Consider the following 14606-nt stretch of genomic DNA (forward strand, 5'->3'; position numbering starts at 1 on the left):
CGCGTCACTGCGGGCCCAGCTGGCGCGCCAGTTGTTCGATGTCGGCGGTGACGCCCGGGATGGCGTCGACCACCAGCGCCAGCTGCTCCCAGGCGGCCGTGCTGGCGCCCTTCTTGAGCGCCTGCTCCGCCAGGTGCGCCAGGCCGGACAGGCGGTCGGCGCCCACGGTGCCGGCCAGGCCGCGCAGCGTATGCAGCAGGGGCAAGGCCGCGTGGAGGCTCCTGTCGGCGCAGGCCGCTTGCAGCTGCGTCGCCATATTGCCGGCCTCCGCCGCAAAACTGCGCAACGCCATCAGATACACCGAATGCAGGCCGCCCAGCCGTTTCAACGCGGCGGCGCTGTTGATGCCGGCTTCCGGCAGCGGCGCGGCCCCGGCCGCATCGCCGCCAGCCACATCAACAGCCACAGCCTCGGCCGCGTCCATCGCGGCGGCCCCCGGCCGCGCGTGCTTGCGTATCACAGCAATCAACTGCACCAGATCGAAAGGTTTGCCGATATGGTCGACCATGCCCGCGTCCAGCGCGGCGACGCGGTCGGCCGGCATGGCGTTGGCCGTCATCGCCACGATGGGCGGCGCCTGCCCGCCCAGCTTGCTCTGGATCGCCAGGGTCGCTTCGTAGCCGTCCATCTCCGGCATCTGGATGTCCATCAGGATCAAGTCCGGCAGCGGGCCGGGGCGCGACACGGCGGCCAGCGCCATCTGGCCTGAGCTGGCCACCTCGACTTGCGCGCCGTCGTTGCCGAGCAGTTCGCTGGCGACTTGCTGGTTGGCCGGGTTATCGTCCACCAGCAGCAAACGCAAGCCTTCCAGCCGGCGCAGCGACGGCAGCGCCACGGCGGCCAGCGGCGCCCGTTTTTCCATGCGCGCATCGGCCACCGCGTCGAACAGCATCGACGCCGTGACCGGCTTGACCACGAAGCCGTCCAGCACCGGCGCCATTTCCAGGTGGCGCTGCGCCAGCAGTTCGCGGTCGTGCGCGGTCACCATGACGATCAGCGGCAGCTTGCCGTGCGGCGCCAGCTTGCGGATCGCGCAGCTGGTTTCCCAGCCGTCGAAGGCCGGCATGCGCCAGTCGATGAAGACCACGTCGTAGGCGCGCTGCTGGGCCATGCGCCCGGCCACGGCGGCCAGCGCCTCGCGCCCGCCCTCGGCCACGTCGACCTGCCAGCCGAACGACACCGCCATTTCGCTCAGCACCATGCGCGCCACCGGGTTGTCGTCCACCACCAGGCAGGCCAGGTCCTTCAACAAGGCGTGCTCCGGCGGCGGCGACGCCGTCTCCAGCGCCTCGGACGGCGTGGCCGCCACGCCGCAATCGACGGTGAATTCGAACACGCTGCCCTGCCCCAGCGTGCTGGTCACGGTCAGCTCGCCGCCCATCAGGCGCACCAGGCGCTGGCTGATCGCCAGGCCCAGGCCGGTGCCGCCGTAGCGGCGCGCGGTCGAGGCCTCGGCCTGCGAGAACCCTTCGAAGATGCGCCGGCTCTGTTCTTCCGAAATGCCAATGCCGCTGTCGCGGATGGCGAAGGCGACCGACAACGTGGTGGCGTTGCGCGCCAGCAGCCGGGCCGACAGCACCACCTCGCCCTGCTCGGTGAATTTGATGGCGTTGCCGGCCAGGTTGAGCAGGATCTGCTGCAAGCGCAAGGCGTCGCCCACCACCAGCGCCGGCAGTTGCGGATCAATGCTGAACAGCACTTCGATATTCTTGCCGCCGACATTGGCCGACAGGATCACCGCCAGGTCGCGCCACAGTTTGTCGAGCCGGAACGGATGCGGATCGAGCGCCAGCTTGCCGGCCTCCACCTTGGAGAAGTCCAGGATGTCGTTGAGCAGCCCCAGCAAGGCGCTGGCGGCCGCATGGGCCTTGGCCGCGTAGTCCTGCTGGCGTTCGCTCATCTCGGTCTGCTGCAGCAGTTGCAGCATGCCCAGCACGGCGTTCATCGGCGAACGGATTTCATGGCTCATGTTGGCGACGAATTCGGACTTGGCGCGGCCGGCCTTGTCGGCCTCTTCCTTCGCCAGCAGCAGCGCGTCGTGCGCGGCGCGCGCCTCGGTGTGGTCGGTGCTGCTGCCCACCCAGCCCAGCACCTTGCCGTCGCCGTCCTTCTGCGGTAGCGCGTGGTTGTCGAACACGCGCCAGGCGCCGTCGGCGCGGCGCAGCCGGCAATCGCAGCGGAAGGCGTCGCCCGCGGCCCTGGCGCGCTGCCATTCGGCCAGCAGCGCCGGACGGTCGTCCGGATGCAGCACCGGCGTCCAGTCGCCCGCCTCGATCAGCAGCGCCGACGACACGCCGCTGAAACGCTCCCAGTGGTGGCTGATGAAATCGAGGCGGAGCTGCGGCGTGACGGTCCACACCATTTGCGGCAGCCCCTCGGTCAGCGAGCGCCAGCGCGATTCCGAGGCCGTCAGCCGCTCCATCGACGCTTGCAGCGCGCGGTCCGCCTCCACCAGCTGCTGCACCGACTGGTATTGCTTGCGCATCAAATACCAGACGCCCGCCAGCAGCGCCGCCGCGATGGCCGCCAGCACGGCCAGGAACAGGATGGCGTTGCGCACCTCCTTGCGCCACGGCGCCAGGAAATCCTCGCTGGCCAGCCCGACCGCCACATAGATCGGATAGCTGCCGACGCGCGCCAGGCTCACCGTGCGTTCGCGCTCGTCGCGCTCGCTGAGGATGTTGTAGGTAGCACTCTTCTGCCCGCTGTCCAGGATGGACTGGGTTTGCGCCGAGACCGGGATGGTGCTGCCGATCATCATCTTATCAACCTCGGGATGGCGGTGCAGTATGCGGCGGCGGTCGTCCAGCAGCACGATGGAGCCGTTGGCGCCAACGTTCAGCGACGAGAACAGCTCGGTCAGGCGCGAGCTGTTCATCAGCACGTAGGCGGTGCCGCCGAAACTGCCGTCGGCCAGCGCCAGCGGGTAGACCAGCGGCAGCACCCATTCGCCGCTGATGCGCGACTTGACCGGCACGCCGATGATCAAGTCGTGTTCGACCTTGGCGCGCGGGAAGAACTCGCGGTCGGACACGTTTTGCGGATGGGCCGGATCGACCTGCTCGCCGTAGATCACGCGGCCGGCGGCGTCGGAGCCGCGCACCGCCTGCGCGTTCGGGATGCGTTCGCGCAGCGTGCGCAGGTAGGCGCTGAACTTCTCGTCGTCGAAGTGGCCGGACGCATGCATGGCGCGGAACTCGACGCCGGCGCGGCGCATCGCCAGGTCGACCTCTTCGAAGTGGGAGTGCAGGAAGTTTTCCAGCGAGACGGCCAGGTTGTGCGCCGTCTCGGCCGCGTTGGCGTAATAGCGCGCCTGGCTCACTTGCAGCACATGGGCAACGAACAGGGACACCAGCAGCAGCACCGCAGCCACCGCCGCAACGAGTACGCCGAACAGTTTACGGAATTTCTGCAGCGTGTGCACTTTCATGGCGGCTGGCGGTCTCTTCTTGTTTTAATGCCTCTACATTAACGCAAAAAAAACGCCCCGGAGGAGCGTTTTTTGCGTTACAAGCCTTGCCTGGCGATATCCGCCAGCGACTCCCGGCCCTTGTCGCTGATATCGTAGCCGCCTTCGGCGCGCGGCACGATGTGGGACTTCTTGCCGAGGAACTGGGCGACGTCGGCGTCGATGGCGCTGGACGGGTCGGCTTCGATGGCGCGCAAGCCCAGCACGCAACGGCGCAGGAACAACACTTCCTCGCCCTTGTCGGTGAGCGAAATGCGGCCGTTCTTGGCGATGGTGAACAGCTTGATGCCGGCCAGGCGCTTGGTGTTGCGGCCGACGCAGGCGCTGACGCGCTCGCCCTTGATGCCGCGCTTCACTTCATCGAGCGCGTTGTATTCGTCTTGCGTTAATTTCTCGTTCTTCATTGCCATTTTATCCATAAGAGACTGCTGCGGCCCTCATGGTACGCGCCCGGCGCAGCGACGGCAAGACAATGCGCCTCCCCGACGCCTCCGATACGCGACCGGAGGCGGCATGGGCGCCTCAAAACGAGAATAAAGTGTGGATCAAAACGCTCGTATCGCCAGCCAGATCAGGCCGATGGTGGCAAATGCCGCTACACAAATCAGGGCTTGAACACGCTTCGCGCTGAAGGCGACGCTACGACGGCCGAGGTAGATTTTGTTGTGTAAGGAATTGCCCATGATGCTCTCCGTGAGAGGGTAAATCGATGACATGACTTAATTATAGAAACTCTTTGATTACCCTAGTGTGACGGTCAGCACAAAGTTTAAAATATGTATCCGTTGAGCAACAACTATCACACTTTCTCACAGGGTAACGAAATCAGGTTTTGATCGGCGCTTGCTTGGGTTGCGGCTCTTCGATCGGAGCCTGGTCTGGCAGCGGCATATTGTCCGGCGGCGGATCTTTTTCCGGCTGCGGCGGCGGCATATCGGGCTCGGGCGTGGTGTGGGCGCGGATGTTCATGGGACTGTCCTCCTTGAAGTGGAAATGAGCTGTTCAAGAGGCAGATTAGGGGAAGCGGCGGATAAACAAGTGGCCGATTGCAGGCCAGCGTGCGTTGCCGCACGCTGGCCGTCGCTTCGCCCGATTATGGCTGCCGTCGGCGCGCGTAGCTCATCATGCACACATAGTCGGCCAGCGGCATGATGCCGAGCTCGCGCCGATGCTGGTCGATCTCGCGCACGCTTTGTTCGTCGGGCAAACCGAAATGGCTGGTGGCCCAGGCCTCGGGCGTGAACTGGGTGCCGTAGCGCTGCGCCTTGCCTTGTCCGACCAGCACGCGGTCGGTGTAGCGCGACAGCGTGATTCCGCTGAGCTCGCCATCTGCATGGCGTTGCTCCAGCGTCGGCAAGAGCGCAGCCTGGAACTGCGGCGCCTGGTCCGCATGCTGGGCCAGCAGCCAGGCCTGGCGCACCCCCAGCTCCCCCACTTGGGCGGCGCTGGGGAAGCCCTTGTCGCGCACCAGCCTGATCAACCACGCAAGATTATCGGCATCCAGCTCGCGCACACGCTGGCGCAGGCGCGCGTTCGCCGGATAGGCGAGCCAGGCGACGCGCGCCTCCTGGTCGCGTTGGAAGCGTTCGGCCAGGGCGGCGCGCAACGCCGGGTCGCCGAACGAGCGGGCCGCATCGCGCCGCGCCATCGCCGCGTCCGATTCTTCCGGATGCGCGGCGTTCCAGGCAATCGCGCCTGGACATGGCATGGCCGCAGGATCGGCCGGCTCCGCGCCAAAGGCGGGCAAGGCCAACAGCGCCAGCAGCAACACCCCCGGGGTCAGATCTGACATTCGGACACGAGCTCGGCCATAAACGTTCATCTACGGCTCAATCCGTGTCCGAATGACAGACTTGACCCCGGTGTTCGATGGGGAAAATCTGTGCGGCGATCTGTTCCCAGTTGTCGCGCGGGCCGTTGAGCGGCACTTGCTGCATGCAGAACATGACGTCGGAATCCGGCCTGACCAGCATGCACGCCGTCAGTTGGCGCTGCAGCGCGGACGGGCTGATATCGCCTGTCGCGCCGTATGATGCGAGCAGCGCCTTGAGCAGCAAAGGGCTGCCTTGCGCCATGAAGATCATCGGCGTCAACAATTCGAAACGGTCGCTGTTGCCGACGATCGCATCGCCGAAATCAAGCAGGCCGGTCAGTTTCCAGCGGCCCTCTTCCTGCTTCGCCATCAGGTTCCACGGATGGATGTCCATGTGGATGAAGCGCAGCGTTCCCTGTCGGGAGAAATCTTGCGCCGTCGCGATATACGGCAGGACCTGATCCAGCAAGCCATCGGGCATCATCCTGCGCTGATGCCGCGCCAGGCAGCCGTCCACCAGGCCCTGCACATACGACGGCCAATCCACCTTGATGGCGATATCGTCGCCGAAGGTCACGCCGCGCAGTTCGCGCAGGACTTGCCCGGTCTGCAGCATGATCGCGTGTTTCTGTTCGATCGCCAAAGTCGGCCACACGTCCGCCAGCACCACGCCGTCCAGGCGGGTCGAGATCACGAACACCCAATCGTCGATTTCCCCGCTGCCGATCAGGCGTGGCGTTTGCAAGGAGAGCTTGCCCTCCAGTAGCGGCGCGACCAGGATTTCCTTGTCGCCCTGCCGGCGCCAATTGGGCGGCACCAGCTTGACGATCACATCGTCCCCCAAGCCGAACAAGGCGTTCGATCCTTGCGGGATCTTCTGCCACCGACCGTCCTCCAGGCCGAACTCCCGCCGCAGATGGTCGAGTACCGGCTGCCACGACGACAACGGCGCATTTTCTATGAAGTCGCGGCAGGCGGCGTTATCGACGCCTCGCGGCAGACATTGGAGGAAGGCTTTCATTTGATGCGGAAGATCACGTCCACAGTCTGCGTCCATTGCAGCGACTGGATCGACAGGAAGTCTTTTTCCGCCGAGTTGGCGGCGGTGCCGCGCGTACGATTGTTGAAGAAGTCCACCGGCAGCAGGCCGACGGCGTTGGTCAGGTTGCGCAACTGGCCGGACGAGATGGCCGTCACGGCGCCCACCTTCTTGCCAAAGCCGGCCGCCATCGCCTCGGCGCGCCGCTGCGCGTCCTTGATCGCCACGGCGGTCAGTTCCTGCTCCACCTGCAGGCGGTCGCTCTTGCCGAAACCGGTGCTCATGTGGTCGATATTCGGCTTGGCCAGCAGACCCTGCATGATGGCGCGCCACTTGGTCAGGTCGCGCACGACGACGTGCACGGCGCTGCGGATTTCATACTCGGGCGACGCGTTCGGATCGGGATTGGCGGACTTGCGCATTTCCTTGCGCATGTCGCGGAACGACGCTTCGGCTTCGGTATCCTTGCCGGGATCGCCGCCCTGCTCGGCCAGCAAGGCCTGCACTTCCGCCACGCGGGCCTGGACCAGAGCCACGGCGGCGTTGGTGTCGGCGTCGAAGGCGCTGATGTCGAAGTCGATCTCGCCCATGTCGGGCATGACCCGCAGGAAGCCCTCGCCGCCGACGTGGATGAAGGGATAATCCGGCAGGTTGGAAGCGTGTGCGGCCAACGGCAACAGGGCAGCGGCAAGCGCGAGTTTCTTCAGCATTAAGTAGCTTTCAAGAGTGAAAGCGTGAGTATCCAATACTTTTTACTATTTAACAACTTGCAAAAAGTGACGGCAACCCCATTTGCCACTCCAACAACAATCACTCGGGGGAAGAATATGCTGGTTCCAAGGCGTCCACGGTCGGTGCACGACAACCGGCCGGTCGCGGTGCAGGTGGTCAAGCAGGAAAAATCGGGCGCCGTCGACAAGCATGTGCTGATTGTCGAGACGCCCAAGCTCAAGCCGGTGCCGCCGAAAACGAAATAAACTATTTACCTTTATTGATCTCGGCGATCAGCAGGAAGGCTTCGTGGTGGATGGCCTGCTCGGCGGCCTTGAATTCCTGGTTGGCTTTGACGAAGGCCGGCTTCTTCAGTTCGGCCTTTTCCTTGGCGCTCGGGGTCGGATCGGCCGGATACAGGCGCGGCGGGCCGTTGTAGGTCTGGGCCAGCACTTTCTGGCCGTAGCTGGACTGGTAGTACTGGGTCATCTCGACCGCCGTCTCGGTGCTGAGCAGGCGCGCCACCGGCAGCGCCAGGCGGCTGTAGATGGTTTCGTTGGGCAGCTTGTCGAGCTTGGCCATCATCAGCTCGCGCTGCGCCGGGCTCGGATACTTGCTCATGCCGGCGGTGGTGCGCAGCATCTTCTCGGCCTGCATGGACGCCAGCAGGTCGTGCGCGGCCTTGACCTGGGCGGCGTCCGGCGTGGCGGCATGGGCGCACAGTGCGGCGATCATCAAACTGGCTGCGGCCAGCATTTTTATTGGTTTCATGTCTGCTCCTTGTTTGTCGGTATTGGATGGTGCTGGTACGCATCATATTGCTAAAGTCGCAAACATGGCCACATGATTGGTGCGTAGAATGTCGGCTCACACAGACTACGAGGCCCTCACCATGCAGCACACGCCACTGAACGACGACGAATACGATGCGCTGGACGCGCTGCAGGACGTCTCCTGGCTGGAAGGATTCCTGACCGCCATTGTCATCGGCCCGACCAGACAGACGCCTGAAAGCTGGCTGCCGGCGGCTTTGAAAAATCCCGCCGCCGAGCCGCTGGCGCTGCGCCACTACCACTACATGCAGACCTGGATGAGCAAGGACCCGGCCAGTTTCGAGCCTATCTACGAATGCGGCGGCAACTGGGGTCCCGAGCAGTGGTGCCAAGGTTTCGCGGCCGGCATGCAGGTGGACGCGGCGGCCTGGGCGCCGCTGCAAGCGGCCCATCCGGAATGGCTGGCGCCGTTCCAGCGCGAAGACGCTGGCGAAGACGAATCATGGGCCGATGCCGTGACGCCATCGGTCATCCAGATCAACGCCTACTGGCATCCGCCGAAAGGCCCGAAAGTCGGCCGCAACGATCCCTGCCCTTGCGGCAGCGGCAAGAAGTACAAGAAGTGCTGCGGCGACGCCGCCTAGGCGTGGAACTCGAAGAACTCGCGCCAGTCGTCCGAGGCTTGCGCCAGTAATTGTTCGCGCTCGTCCGGCGTGGCGTTATTCCAGTACGGCATCCAGAGCCAGGTCCACCAATAATCCAGGCTGCCTTGCAGACTTCCATAGGCTGCGGGCTCGATATCGGGAAAGGCAAGCCAGGGTGCCGGTGGACGCAGACGCATGGCATCCACCGCCCGAAGCAATACCACGGAGTTGGTCACCAGCTCGATGACGCTGCCGCCAAACTCAGGCCGCGCCGTGTGGTGCGTGAAGCAGCTCGCATCGCTCGCGTGCACGGCCAGCAGATTCAGCAAGCGTGGCGCGTCGTCGTCCGCTACGACGAACTGGCTATGAAATACCGGGCCATGACGGCTGTCCGCCAGCTCCTTGAATGGATACGGGGCAAGGCCGGCTGCGTCGTGCTGCTCACCCAATGGTATCGGTTTGCTGGGAGGCGATGAGGACGGCGCCGCAGGAGGTCTTCATCCCTTCCACGGCGGTGCTGACGCCCATGATGGTGTGCGTGACCGCGCCTTCGACGATGGTTGGCGTGCCGCGGCACTTGGGGCAGCTGACCTTGTGGCCGACACCGGCCACCGGCTTGCCCATCACGATCACGTCCTGATGGCCTTCCAGCACGGTGCCATGGTGCGACGTCTTGTCGCCCAGTCTGATGATTGCTTTCCCGCCCATATCGCCTCGCACTGATTCAATGCGGCGATCATAGCATTGCTATTTTCGCCACGTCGCACGGTATCGATCTCGGCAGCGGAAAACGCGGACGAAAAAAAAGCTTCCTCCCGGAAGCTTTTTTCTCTACTGCTATTCGTGGCGGAGAGGGTGGGATTCGAACCCACGGTACGATTTAACGTACGCTTGATTTCGAGTCAAGTACATTCGACCACTCTGCCACCTCTCCTGGTGGTACATTTTCTTACAGCAGCGTTTTGTGGCGGAGAGGGTGGGATTCGAACCCACGGTACGATTTAACGTACGCTTGATTTCGAGTCAAGTACATTCGACCACTCTGCCACCTCTCCGTTTTCCCACCTGCTGCTGCGAGAAGGCAAGATTATAGCAGGCCGCCGGGAAAAAGGAAGGAGTATTTTACGCCTTCAGATGGGTTAATCCACCCATGTACGGACGCAGCACCGGAGGGATCTCCACCGAGCCATCCGCCTGCTGGTAATTCTCCAGCACCGCGACCAAGGTGCGGCCGACCGCCAGGCCCGAACCGTTCAGCGTGTGCAGCAGTTCCGGCTTGCCCTGGGCGTTGCGGAAGCGCGCCTGCATGCGGCGCGCCTGGAAGGCTTCGCAGTTCGACAGCGACGAGATTTCACGGTAGGTGTTCTGCGCCGGCAGCCATACTTCCAGGTCGTAGGTCTTGGTGGCGCCGAAGCCCATGTCGCCGGTGCACAGCGACATCACGCGGTACGGCAGGCCCAGGCGCTGCAGAATGGTTTCCGCATGGCCGACCATTTCGTCCAGCACCGCGTACGAGGTGTCCGGATGCACCACCTGCACCATCTCGACCTTGTCGAACTGGTGCTGGCGGATCATGCCGCGGGTGTCGCGGCCGTAGCTGCCCGCTTCCGAGCGGAAGCACGGGGTGTGGGCGGTCATCTTCAATGGCAGCGTGTCGGCCGCCACGATCTCGTCGCGCACCAGGTTGGTCAGCGTGACTTCGGAGGTCGGGATCAGGTAGAAGTTCTCGCCCTCGCCTTCCGCGCCGCCTTTTTTCACCGAGAACAGGTCGGCTTCAAACTTCGGCAGCTGGCCGGTGCCGCGCAGCGAATCGGCGTTGACCATGTACGGTGTGTAGCACTCGGTGTAGCCGTGCTCGTCGGTGTGGGTGTTCAGCATGAACTGCGCCAGTGCGCGGTGCAGACGGGCGATGCCGCCTTTCATGACCGAGAAGCGCGAGCCGGTCAGCTTGGTCGCCACATCGAAATCCAGGCCCAGCGGGGAGCCGACATCGACGTGATCCTTGACTTCGAATTCGAAGCTGCGCGGGGTGCCGACTTTGCGCACTTCGACGTTGCCGCTTTCATCCGTGCCGACCGGGACCGATTCGTGCGGCAGGTTCGGGATCGCCTGCATGAAATCGCCCAGCTTGGCCTGCACTGCCGACAGTGCCGTTTCGTTGGCCTTGAGCTCGTCGCCCAGGCCGGCCACTTCCGCCATCAGGGCGGTGGTGTCTTCGCCCTTGCCCTTCATCATGCCGATCAGCTTGGACTGCGAGTTACGCTTGCCCTGCAGCTCTTCGGTGCGCGTCTGGATCGCTTTGCGTTCGGCTTCGAGGGCGTTGAAACCGTCCACGTCGAGCTGGAACTTGCGGGTCGCCAGGCGCGCGGCGACGTTGGCTATATCTTTACGGAGAAGTTGGATATCAATCATGGGAACAAGTGCCGTTGTATCGAAAAGGTCAATTGTACCAAGAGGATGCCACTTCCCTGCGAGTTTTGAACAGCCCGCCGGCTGCGGTGATTACAGTGCAGCTTTTTCGGCGGCGGTCAGGCGCTTGGCGGTCACGGTCACGACTTGCATTTTGGCGGTCGAGACGGCGACTTTGGCGGCTGGAGCGACCGGTGCGACATCAGCGCCGGCAGCGGTGGCGAAACTCGTGGCGGCGGCCAGTACGGTAGCGGCGACGAAGATGATTTCCATGTTTTTAGCGATGTTCATGATGTACTCCTTCAGGTGGTTGGTTTCGCGTTATTTTGTAACGCTGCTTGGTATGGTTGTACTGTACCTAAAGGCCCTACACGTCGCCATCGGGATGCGACGAAGCGCCGGAAACGGCGCCTGAAGTGCAAAAAACAGGTGGGAAATGAAAGATTCAGGCGGCGCTGCGCAGCACGGCCGGCTGGTCGGCATGGCGATGCACCAGCTGGCCCAGCGTGGCAATGGCGGCCTCGGTGCGCGGCCCCCATGGATTGCCGCAATTGAGCCGCAGATAGTTGCGGAACTTGCCCGTGGCGGAGAACAACTGCCCCGGCATCGACGCCACGCCGGCCGCCACGGCGTCGCCGTGCAGGGCCAGCGCGTCGACGTGCTCCGGCAGGCTGACCCACACCACGAAGCCGCCCTGCGGCTCGGACACGGTGCACTGATGGGGAAAAGTCTCGCAAATCGCGTCCGACATGCGGGCGATGCGCTGCGACAGCGCGCGCCGCATCTTGCGCACCTGGTTTTCATAGGCGCTGCCGGTCAGGAAATCGGCCAGCACGGCCTGGAAGAAGTGGCTGGTGGCGCCGCTGGCGATCATCTTCTGCACCACGATATCCTGCGCATAGCGCCCCGCCACCACGTAGCCGACCCGCGAACCGGGACTGATGGCCTTGGAAAACGACGCGCACAGCATCACGTGGCCGCTGGTGTCGTAGGCCTTGACCGGCCACGGCCGCTGCGGCGTGAAGCACAGGTCGCCGTAGACATCGTCCTCGATCAGCGGTATATCGTGCTGCGACAGCAGCTTGGCCAACCGCTGCTTGTTCGCCTCCGGCATGATGCAGCCCAACGGATTGTTGGCGTTCGGGATCAGCAGCACCGCCTGCACCAGGCCGGCGTTCAGCGCCAGCTCCAGCGCGTCGATCGACGGCCCGGTCTTCGGATGGGTGGGGATCTCGAGCGCCTTCATGCCCAGCGACTCGATCAGCTGCAACAGCACGAAATAGGTCGCCGACTCGATCGCGATGGTGTCGCCGGCCTTGGCCACCGCCCGCAGGCACAGGCTGAGCGCCTCGGTGCAGGAGCCGGTGACGACGATTTCGTTCAGGTCCAGGTGGCCCCAGTCCAGCGCGCGGCGGGCGATCTGCCGGATGAATTCCGGATGGTTGGTGTCGTAGCAGCTGACCGTGCTCAGCAGGCCGGGATCGCGCCGGGCCACGGCGGCCACGGTCTTCTGCATGCGCTTCATCGGCAGCAGTTCCTGCAGCGGCCATGCCGAGCCCATCTGCACCAGGCCGGGGTCTTCGTTGGCCCTCAGCACCCGCATCAGCAGGTTGTTGATGCCGACATAGGCCGGCTCCTGCAGATGCCCGACGTCGGTCATCACCGCAGCCATGCGCGAACGATGGCGCACGTAATAGCCGGCCTGCGGCTTGGCGTCGACCAGGCCGCGGTCCTCCATCAGCCGCAGCGCCTGCATCACGGTGCTGACGGACAGACGCTTCTGCTGCGCCAGGTGGCGGATCGACGGCAGCCGGTCGCCCGGCGCGAACACGCGGCTGGCGATCAGCCCGCCCAATTCGTTGGCCAGGTCTTCGTAGAGGGTGAGTTGATGGGACATCCGGCTATTGTGGCCCCGACCCGCCCGGTGGCGACAGGTACAGCGAGCGTAAATTTCGACCATAACAGTTTAGTCCAAACGCCATTGTGACGGTCACAATTTCGATTTGCTGCATCTGTTACGGTCGCCCGCGCCTGCGTATTCTGGTTGCACGAACCACCACGGCAGGAGTTGCAATGAAACCCGAACTACTCGCACTGACACAGGGGCAGGCCGAATACAGCCTGTCGGAGAATCATCCATTGCGCATCGCCGGCGCGGCCGGACGGCACATCGAATGCCTGGCCGGCACCGCCTGGATCACCGCCTACGGCGAGCATACCGACTTCATGCTGCGCCAGGGCCAGACCTTCGAAGTGCCGAACGACGGCCTGACGCTGATCGACGCGGTCGGCCCGCGCGCGGTGCGGGTGCGCCTGCCGGCCGACACCGAAGTGCCGCACGGCTGGGCGGCGTTCCAGGCCAGATTCGCCTCCGCGCTGCAGGGGTGGGGATTGTAGGATTTCACCTACGCAACTAATCGTGCGCCACGCTATCCCCGGACTATGTACGATGTATCAACAGTACAGACACCGAGGAGAATAATTTGAAAACACCGTTCCTGAAAATCGCCGCCGTCGGCGCCGTCATGATGATCGCCGCCGGTTGCTCGACCATGGGCGGCCCGCCCAAGGACGAAGCACCGCCGCCGGCCAACCCGGCCTTCGCCGGTGAGATGGCCAAATTCAACGCCCAGTTCCCGAACGACAAGGCGACCAAGTACGAGGAAGTGTCGATCAACTTCAACAACTCGAACAAGCTGGACGAGCGCGGCAACTGCCACGACAAATCCAAGTATCCGGTGGTGATCGTGCTGACGCTGGACGCCGCAGGCAAGGTCATCCGCAGCACCACGGACGTCGACAACAGCAAGGCCGAATGCTTCCGCCAGGCCTACGCCTCGGCCCAGCTGCCGGCGCCGCCGTTCGCGCCCTACCTGAAGCCGATCAAGCTGCGTTAATGGTTCAGGCCGCCGCGTCCTGCTCGGTGGCCTCGTCGTTGTCGGCCGGCTTTTCCAGCCAGCCCAGCACCACTTCATTGAAACGCTCGGGCTGGCGCAACATCGGCCAGTGGTCGGTGTTGAAGCCCACCACCTTGCAGCCCTCTTTCGCTTCCAGCTTGCCGGCCCACGCGTCGGAATGGAACATGAAGGGCTTGCGGGCGCCGTAGATGAACAGCATCGGCACCTGCGGCACGAAACGCACCATGTTGCGGTAGGAGCCGGCCTCGCCGGCGGCCATGATGTAGTACGGGAAGTTCATCTTGACGCTAATATATTCCGGCGGCGACGGCACGCGCAGCACGCGCGCCATGTAGCGCGTCATCATATTGCCGATCGGCCCGCCGATCGCCCAGGCCAGCGCCAGCGTGCCCTGGTAGCCCTTGACCATCATTTTCTGCGACAAGGTGCGCGAGTCCTGCACCGCCTTCGACTGCGCGTCGCCGATGTCGACGCCGATGATGGCCGACACCGCCTGCTTGTTGCGCATGTAGTACTCGTAGCCGAACATGCAACCCCAGTCGTGCAGCATCAGGATCACCTTCTGCTTCTGGTTCACGCTGTTGACGATGTAGGAAATCAGGCGGATGGTGGCGTCGAGCGAGTAGGCGCGGCGCGGCTTGCTGATGTCGAAACCCGGCAGCGTGAAGCGCACGCAACGATAGCGGTGCTTCAATTCTTCAACCTGGGCATCCCACACGCGGTAGGTATCCGGCCAGCCGTGTATCATCACGATGGTCTCGGTGCCTTCGCCTTCGATATAGACTTCGATGCCGTCAACCTTGGTCACCTGCTGCATGTTGCTCCTCACT

18 protein-coding genes, 2 tRNA genes and 1 pseudogene are annotated in these 14606 nt (G+C 63.9%); 5 read left to right on the top strand and 16 right to left on the bottom strand.

The window, feature by feature from the left end; genetic code table 11:
• Nucleotides 1–4 precede the first annotated feature (4 nt).
• The 7 genes from RUGAMON1_RS11740 to RUGAMON1_RS11770 form a co-directional block, all read right to left on the bottom strand.
• Complete coding sequence (locus RUGAMON1_RS11740) at nt 5–3430, bottom strand: response regulator (RefSeq protein ID WP_445230676.1); 3426 nt, start codon at nt 3428–3430, stop codon at nt 5–7.
• 77 nt (nt 3431–3507) lie between these two features.
• Nucleotides 3508–3873, bottom strand: coding sequence for a hypothetical protein (locus RUGAMON1_RS11745; protein WP_445230782.1), 366 nt, complete (start codon nt 3871–3873; stop codon nt 3508–3510).
• Between the two features lie 141 nt (nt 3874–4014).
• The gene (locus RUGAMON1_RS11750) at nt 4015–4152 is read right to left on the bottom strand and encodes a hypothetical protein (protein ID WP_175001208.1); all 138 of its coding nucleotides are present in this window, start codon (nt 4150–4152) and stop codon (nt 4015–4017) included.
• Between the two features lie 142 nt (nt 4153–4294).
• Nucleotides 4295–4438, bottom strand: a complete 144-nt coding sequence (locus RUGAMON1_RS11755) for a hypothetical protein (protein ID WP_199538447.1) — start codon at nt 4436–4438, stop codon at nt 4295–4297.
• Between the two features lie 124 nt (nt 4439–4562).
• Nucleotides 4563–5261 (bottom strand): DUF6624 domain-containing protein, encoded by a 699-nt coding sequence (locus tag RUGAMON1_RS11760; protein WP_445230677.1) that lies wholly within the window; start codon nt 5259–5261, stop codon nt 4563–4565.
• Nucleotides 5262–5298: 37 nt separating this feature from the next.
• On the bottom strand, nt 5299–6303 hold the full coding sequence (locus tag RUGAMON1_RS11765; protein WP_445230678.1) for a phosphotransferase family protein: 1005 nt from the start codon (nt 6301–6303) through the stop codon (nt 5299–5301).
• Nucleotides 6300–7031, bottom strand: a complete 732-nt coding sequence (locus RUGAMON1_RS11770) for an SIMPL domain-containing protein (protein WP_445230679.1) — start codon at nt 7029–7031, stop codon at nt 6300–6302. Before RUGAMON1_RS11770 ends, RUGAMON1_RS11765 begins: the two co-directional genes overlap by 4 nt.
• A gap of 117 nt (nt 7032–7148) precedes the next feature.
• Here RUGAMON1_RS11770 and RUGAMON1_RS11775 point away from each other — a divergent pair, with 117 nt between their 5' ends.
• The gene (locus tag RUGAMON1_RS11775) at nt 7149–7298 is read left to right on the top strand and encodes a hypothetical protein (protein ID WP_445230680.1); all 150 of its coding nucleotides are present in this window, start codon (nt 7149–7151) and stop codon (nt 7296–7298) included.
• 1 nt (nt 7299) lies between these two features.
• Here the strand turns inward: RUGAMON1_RS11775 and RUGAMON1_RS11780 are convergent, their stop codons facing one another.
• Entirely contained in the window at nt 7300–7803 is a 504-nt protein-coding gene (locus tag RUGAMON1_RS11780; protein ID WP_445230681.1) for a DUF2059 domain-containing protein, read from the bottom strand.
• A gap of 88 nt (nt 7804–7891) precedes the next feature.
• Between RUGAMON1_RS11780 and RUGAMON1_RS11785 the strand changes: the two genes are divergently transcribed.
• Nucleotides 7892–8449 carry a UPF0149 family protein gene (locus RUGAMON1_RS11785; RefSeq protein WP_445230682.1) on the top strand — a complete coding sequence of 186 codons (558 nt, stop codon included), beginning with the start codon at nt 7892–7894 and terminating at the stop codon, nt 8447–8449.
• Here RUGAMON1_RS11785 and RUGAMON1_RS11790 read toward each other — a convergent pair.
• From RUGAMON1_RS11790 to RUGAMON1_RS11820, 7 genes are all read right to left on the bottom strand, one after another.
• Entirely contained in the window at nt 8446–8898 is a 453-nt protein-coding gene (locus RUGAMON1_RS11790; RefSeq protein ID WP_445230683.1) for a hypothetical protein, read from the bottom strand. The two genes, RUGAMON1_RS11785 and RUGAMON1_RS11790, sit on opposite strands and share 4 nt — an antisense overlap.
• Nucleotides 8891–9157 (bottom strand): PAAR domain-containing protein, encoded by a 267-nt coding sequence (locus tag RUGAMON1_RS11795; protein ID WP_116989649.1) that lies wholly within the window; start codon nt 9155–9157, stop codon nt 8891–8893. Before RUGAMON1_RS11795 ends, RUGAMON1_RS11790 begins: the two co-directional genes overlap by 8 nt.
• A 136-nt stretch (nt 9158–9293) precedes the next feature.
• Nucleotides 9294–9383: transfer RNA gene (locus RUGAMON1_RS11800), tRNA-Ser, on the bottom strand.
• Nucleotides 9384–9414: 31 nt separating this feature from the next.
• Nucleotides 9415–9504, bottom strand: a tRNA-Ser gene (locus RUGAMON1_RS11805).
• 67 nt (nt 9505–9571) lie between these two features.
• Complete coding sequence (gene serS, locus RUGAMON1_RS11810; RefSeq protein WP_445230684.1) at nt 9572–10861, bottom strand: serine--tRNA ligase; 1290 nt, start codon at nt 10859–10861, stop codon at nt 9572–9574.
• Between the two features lie 90 nt (nt 10862–10951).
• Nucleotides 10952–11149, bottom strand: a complete 198-nt coding sequence (locus RUGAMON1_RS11815; protein WP_445230685.1) for a hypothetical protein — start codon at nt 11147–11149, stop codon at nt 10952–10954.
• Between the two features lie 154 nt (nt 11150–11303).
• Nucleotides 11304–12755, bottom strand: coding sequence for an aminotransferase-like domain-containing protein (locus RUGAMON1_RS11820; RefSeq protein ID WP_445230686.1), 1452 nt, complete (start codon nt 12753–12755; stop codon nt 11304–11306).
• A gap of 102 nt (nt 12756–12857) precedes the next feature.
• Here RUGAMON1_RS11820 and RUGAMON1_RS11825 point away from each other — a divergent pair.
• From RUGAMON1_RS11825 to RUGAMON1_RS11835, 3 genes and pseudogenes are all read left to right on the top strand, one after another.
• Nucleotides 12858–12935: pseudogene (locus RUGAMON1_RS11825) on the top strand (hypothetical protein); the annotation flags it as partial.
• Nucleotides 12932–13255, top strand: a complete 324-nt coding sequence (locus tag RUGAMON1_RS11830; RefSeq protein ID WP_445230687.1) for a DUF2917 domain-containing protein — start codon at nt 12932–12934, stop codon at nt 13253–13255. The pseudogene RUGAMON1_RS11825 and the gene RUGAMON1_RS11830, both read left to right, overlap by 4 nt.
• Before the next feature lie 86 nt (nt 13256–13341).
• Nucleotides 13342–13755 carry a hypothetical protein gene (locus RUGAMON1_RS11835; protein ID WP_445230688.1) on the top strand — a complete coding sequence of 138 codons (414 nt, stop codon included), beginning with the start codon at nt 13342–13344 and terminating at the stop codon, nt 13753–13755.
• A gap of 4 nt (nt 13756–13759) precedes the next feature.
• Here RUGAMON1_RS11835 and RUGAMON1_RS11840 read toward each other — a convergent pair whose 3' ends face one another.
• A complete protein-coding gene (locus tag RUGAMON1_RS11840) occupies nt 13760–14593 on the bottom strand; it encodes an alpha/beta fold hydrolase (protein ID WP_445230689.1) in 834 nt (277 codons plus the stop codon).
• Nucleotides 14594–14606 lie beyond the last annotated feature (13 nt).

The organism is Duganella rhizosphaerae (assembly GCF_040364205.1).
Taxonomy (GTDB): domain Bacteria; phylum Pseudomonadota; class Gammaproteobacteria; order Burkholderiales; family Burkholderiaceae_D; genus Rugamonas; species Rugamonas rhizosphaerae.

Coding starts and splice junctions, on each gene's coding strand:
- RUGAMON1_RS11770 (WP_445230679.1), bottom strand. CDS start 7,031: ATGCTGAAGAAACTCGCGCTTGCCGCTGCCCTGTTGCCGTTGGCCGCA.
- RUGAMON1_RS11765 (WP_445230678.1), bottom strand. CDS start 6,303: ATGAAAGCCTTCCTCCAATGTCTGCCGCGAGGCGTCGATAACGCCGCC.
- RUGAMON1_RS11795 (WP_116989649.1), bottom strand. CDS start 9,157: ATGGGCGGGAAAGCAATCATCAGACTGGGCGACAAGACGTCGCACCAT.
- RUGAMON1_RS11820 (WP_445230686.1), bottom strand. CDS start 12,755: ATGTCCCATCAACTCACCCTCTACGAAGACCTGGCCAACGAATTGGGC.
- serS (WP_445230684.1), bottom strand. CDS start 10,861: ATGATTGATATCCAACTTCTCCGTAAAGATATAGCCAACGTCGCCGCG.
- RUGAMON1_RS11750 (WP_175001208.1), bottom strand. CDS start 4,152: ATGGGCAATTCCTTACACAACAAAATCTACCTCGGCCGTCGTAGCGTC.
- RUGAMON1_RS11740 (WP_445230676.1), bottom strand. CDS start 3,430: ATGAAAGTGCACACGCTGCAGAAATTCCGTAAACTGTTCGGCGTACTC.
- RUGAMON1_RS11755 (WP_199538447.1), bottom strand. CDS start 4,438: ATGAACATCCGCGCCCACACCACGCCCGAGCCCGATATGCCGCCGCCG.
- RUGAMON1_RS11760 (WP_445230677.1), bottom strand. CDS start 5,261: ATGTCAGATCTGACCCCGGGGGTGTTGCTGCTGGCGCTGTTGGCCTTG.
- RUGAMON1_RS11775 (WP_445230680.1), top strand. CDS start 7,149: ATGCTGGTTCCAAGGCGTCCACGGTCGGTGCACGACAACCGGCCGGTC.
- RUGAMON1_RS11780 (WP_445230681.1), bottom strand. CDS start 7,803: ATGAAACCAATAAAAATGCTGGCCGCAGCCAGTTTGATGATCGCCGCA.
- RUGAMON1_RS11840 (WP_445230689.1), bottom strand. CDS start 14,593: ATGCAGCAGGTGACCAAGGTTGACGGCATCGAAGTCTATATCGAAGGC.
- RUGAMON1_RS11785 (WP_445230682.1), top strand. CDS start 7,892: ATGTCGGCTCACACAGACTACGAGGCCCTCACCATGCAGCACACGCCA.
- RUGAMON1_RS11745 (WP_445230782.1), bottom strand. CDS start 3,873: ATGAAGAACGAGAAATTAACGCAAGACGAATACAACGCGCTCGATGAA.
- RUGAMON1_RS11830 (WP_445230687.1), top strand. CDS start 12,932: ATGAAACCCGAACTACTCGCACTGACACAGGGGCAGGCCGAATACAGC.
- RUGAMON1_RS11815 (WP_445230685.1), bottom strand. CDS start 11,149: ATGAACATCGCTAAAAACATGGAAATCATCTTCGTCGCCGCTACCGTA.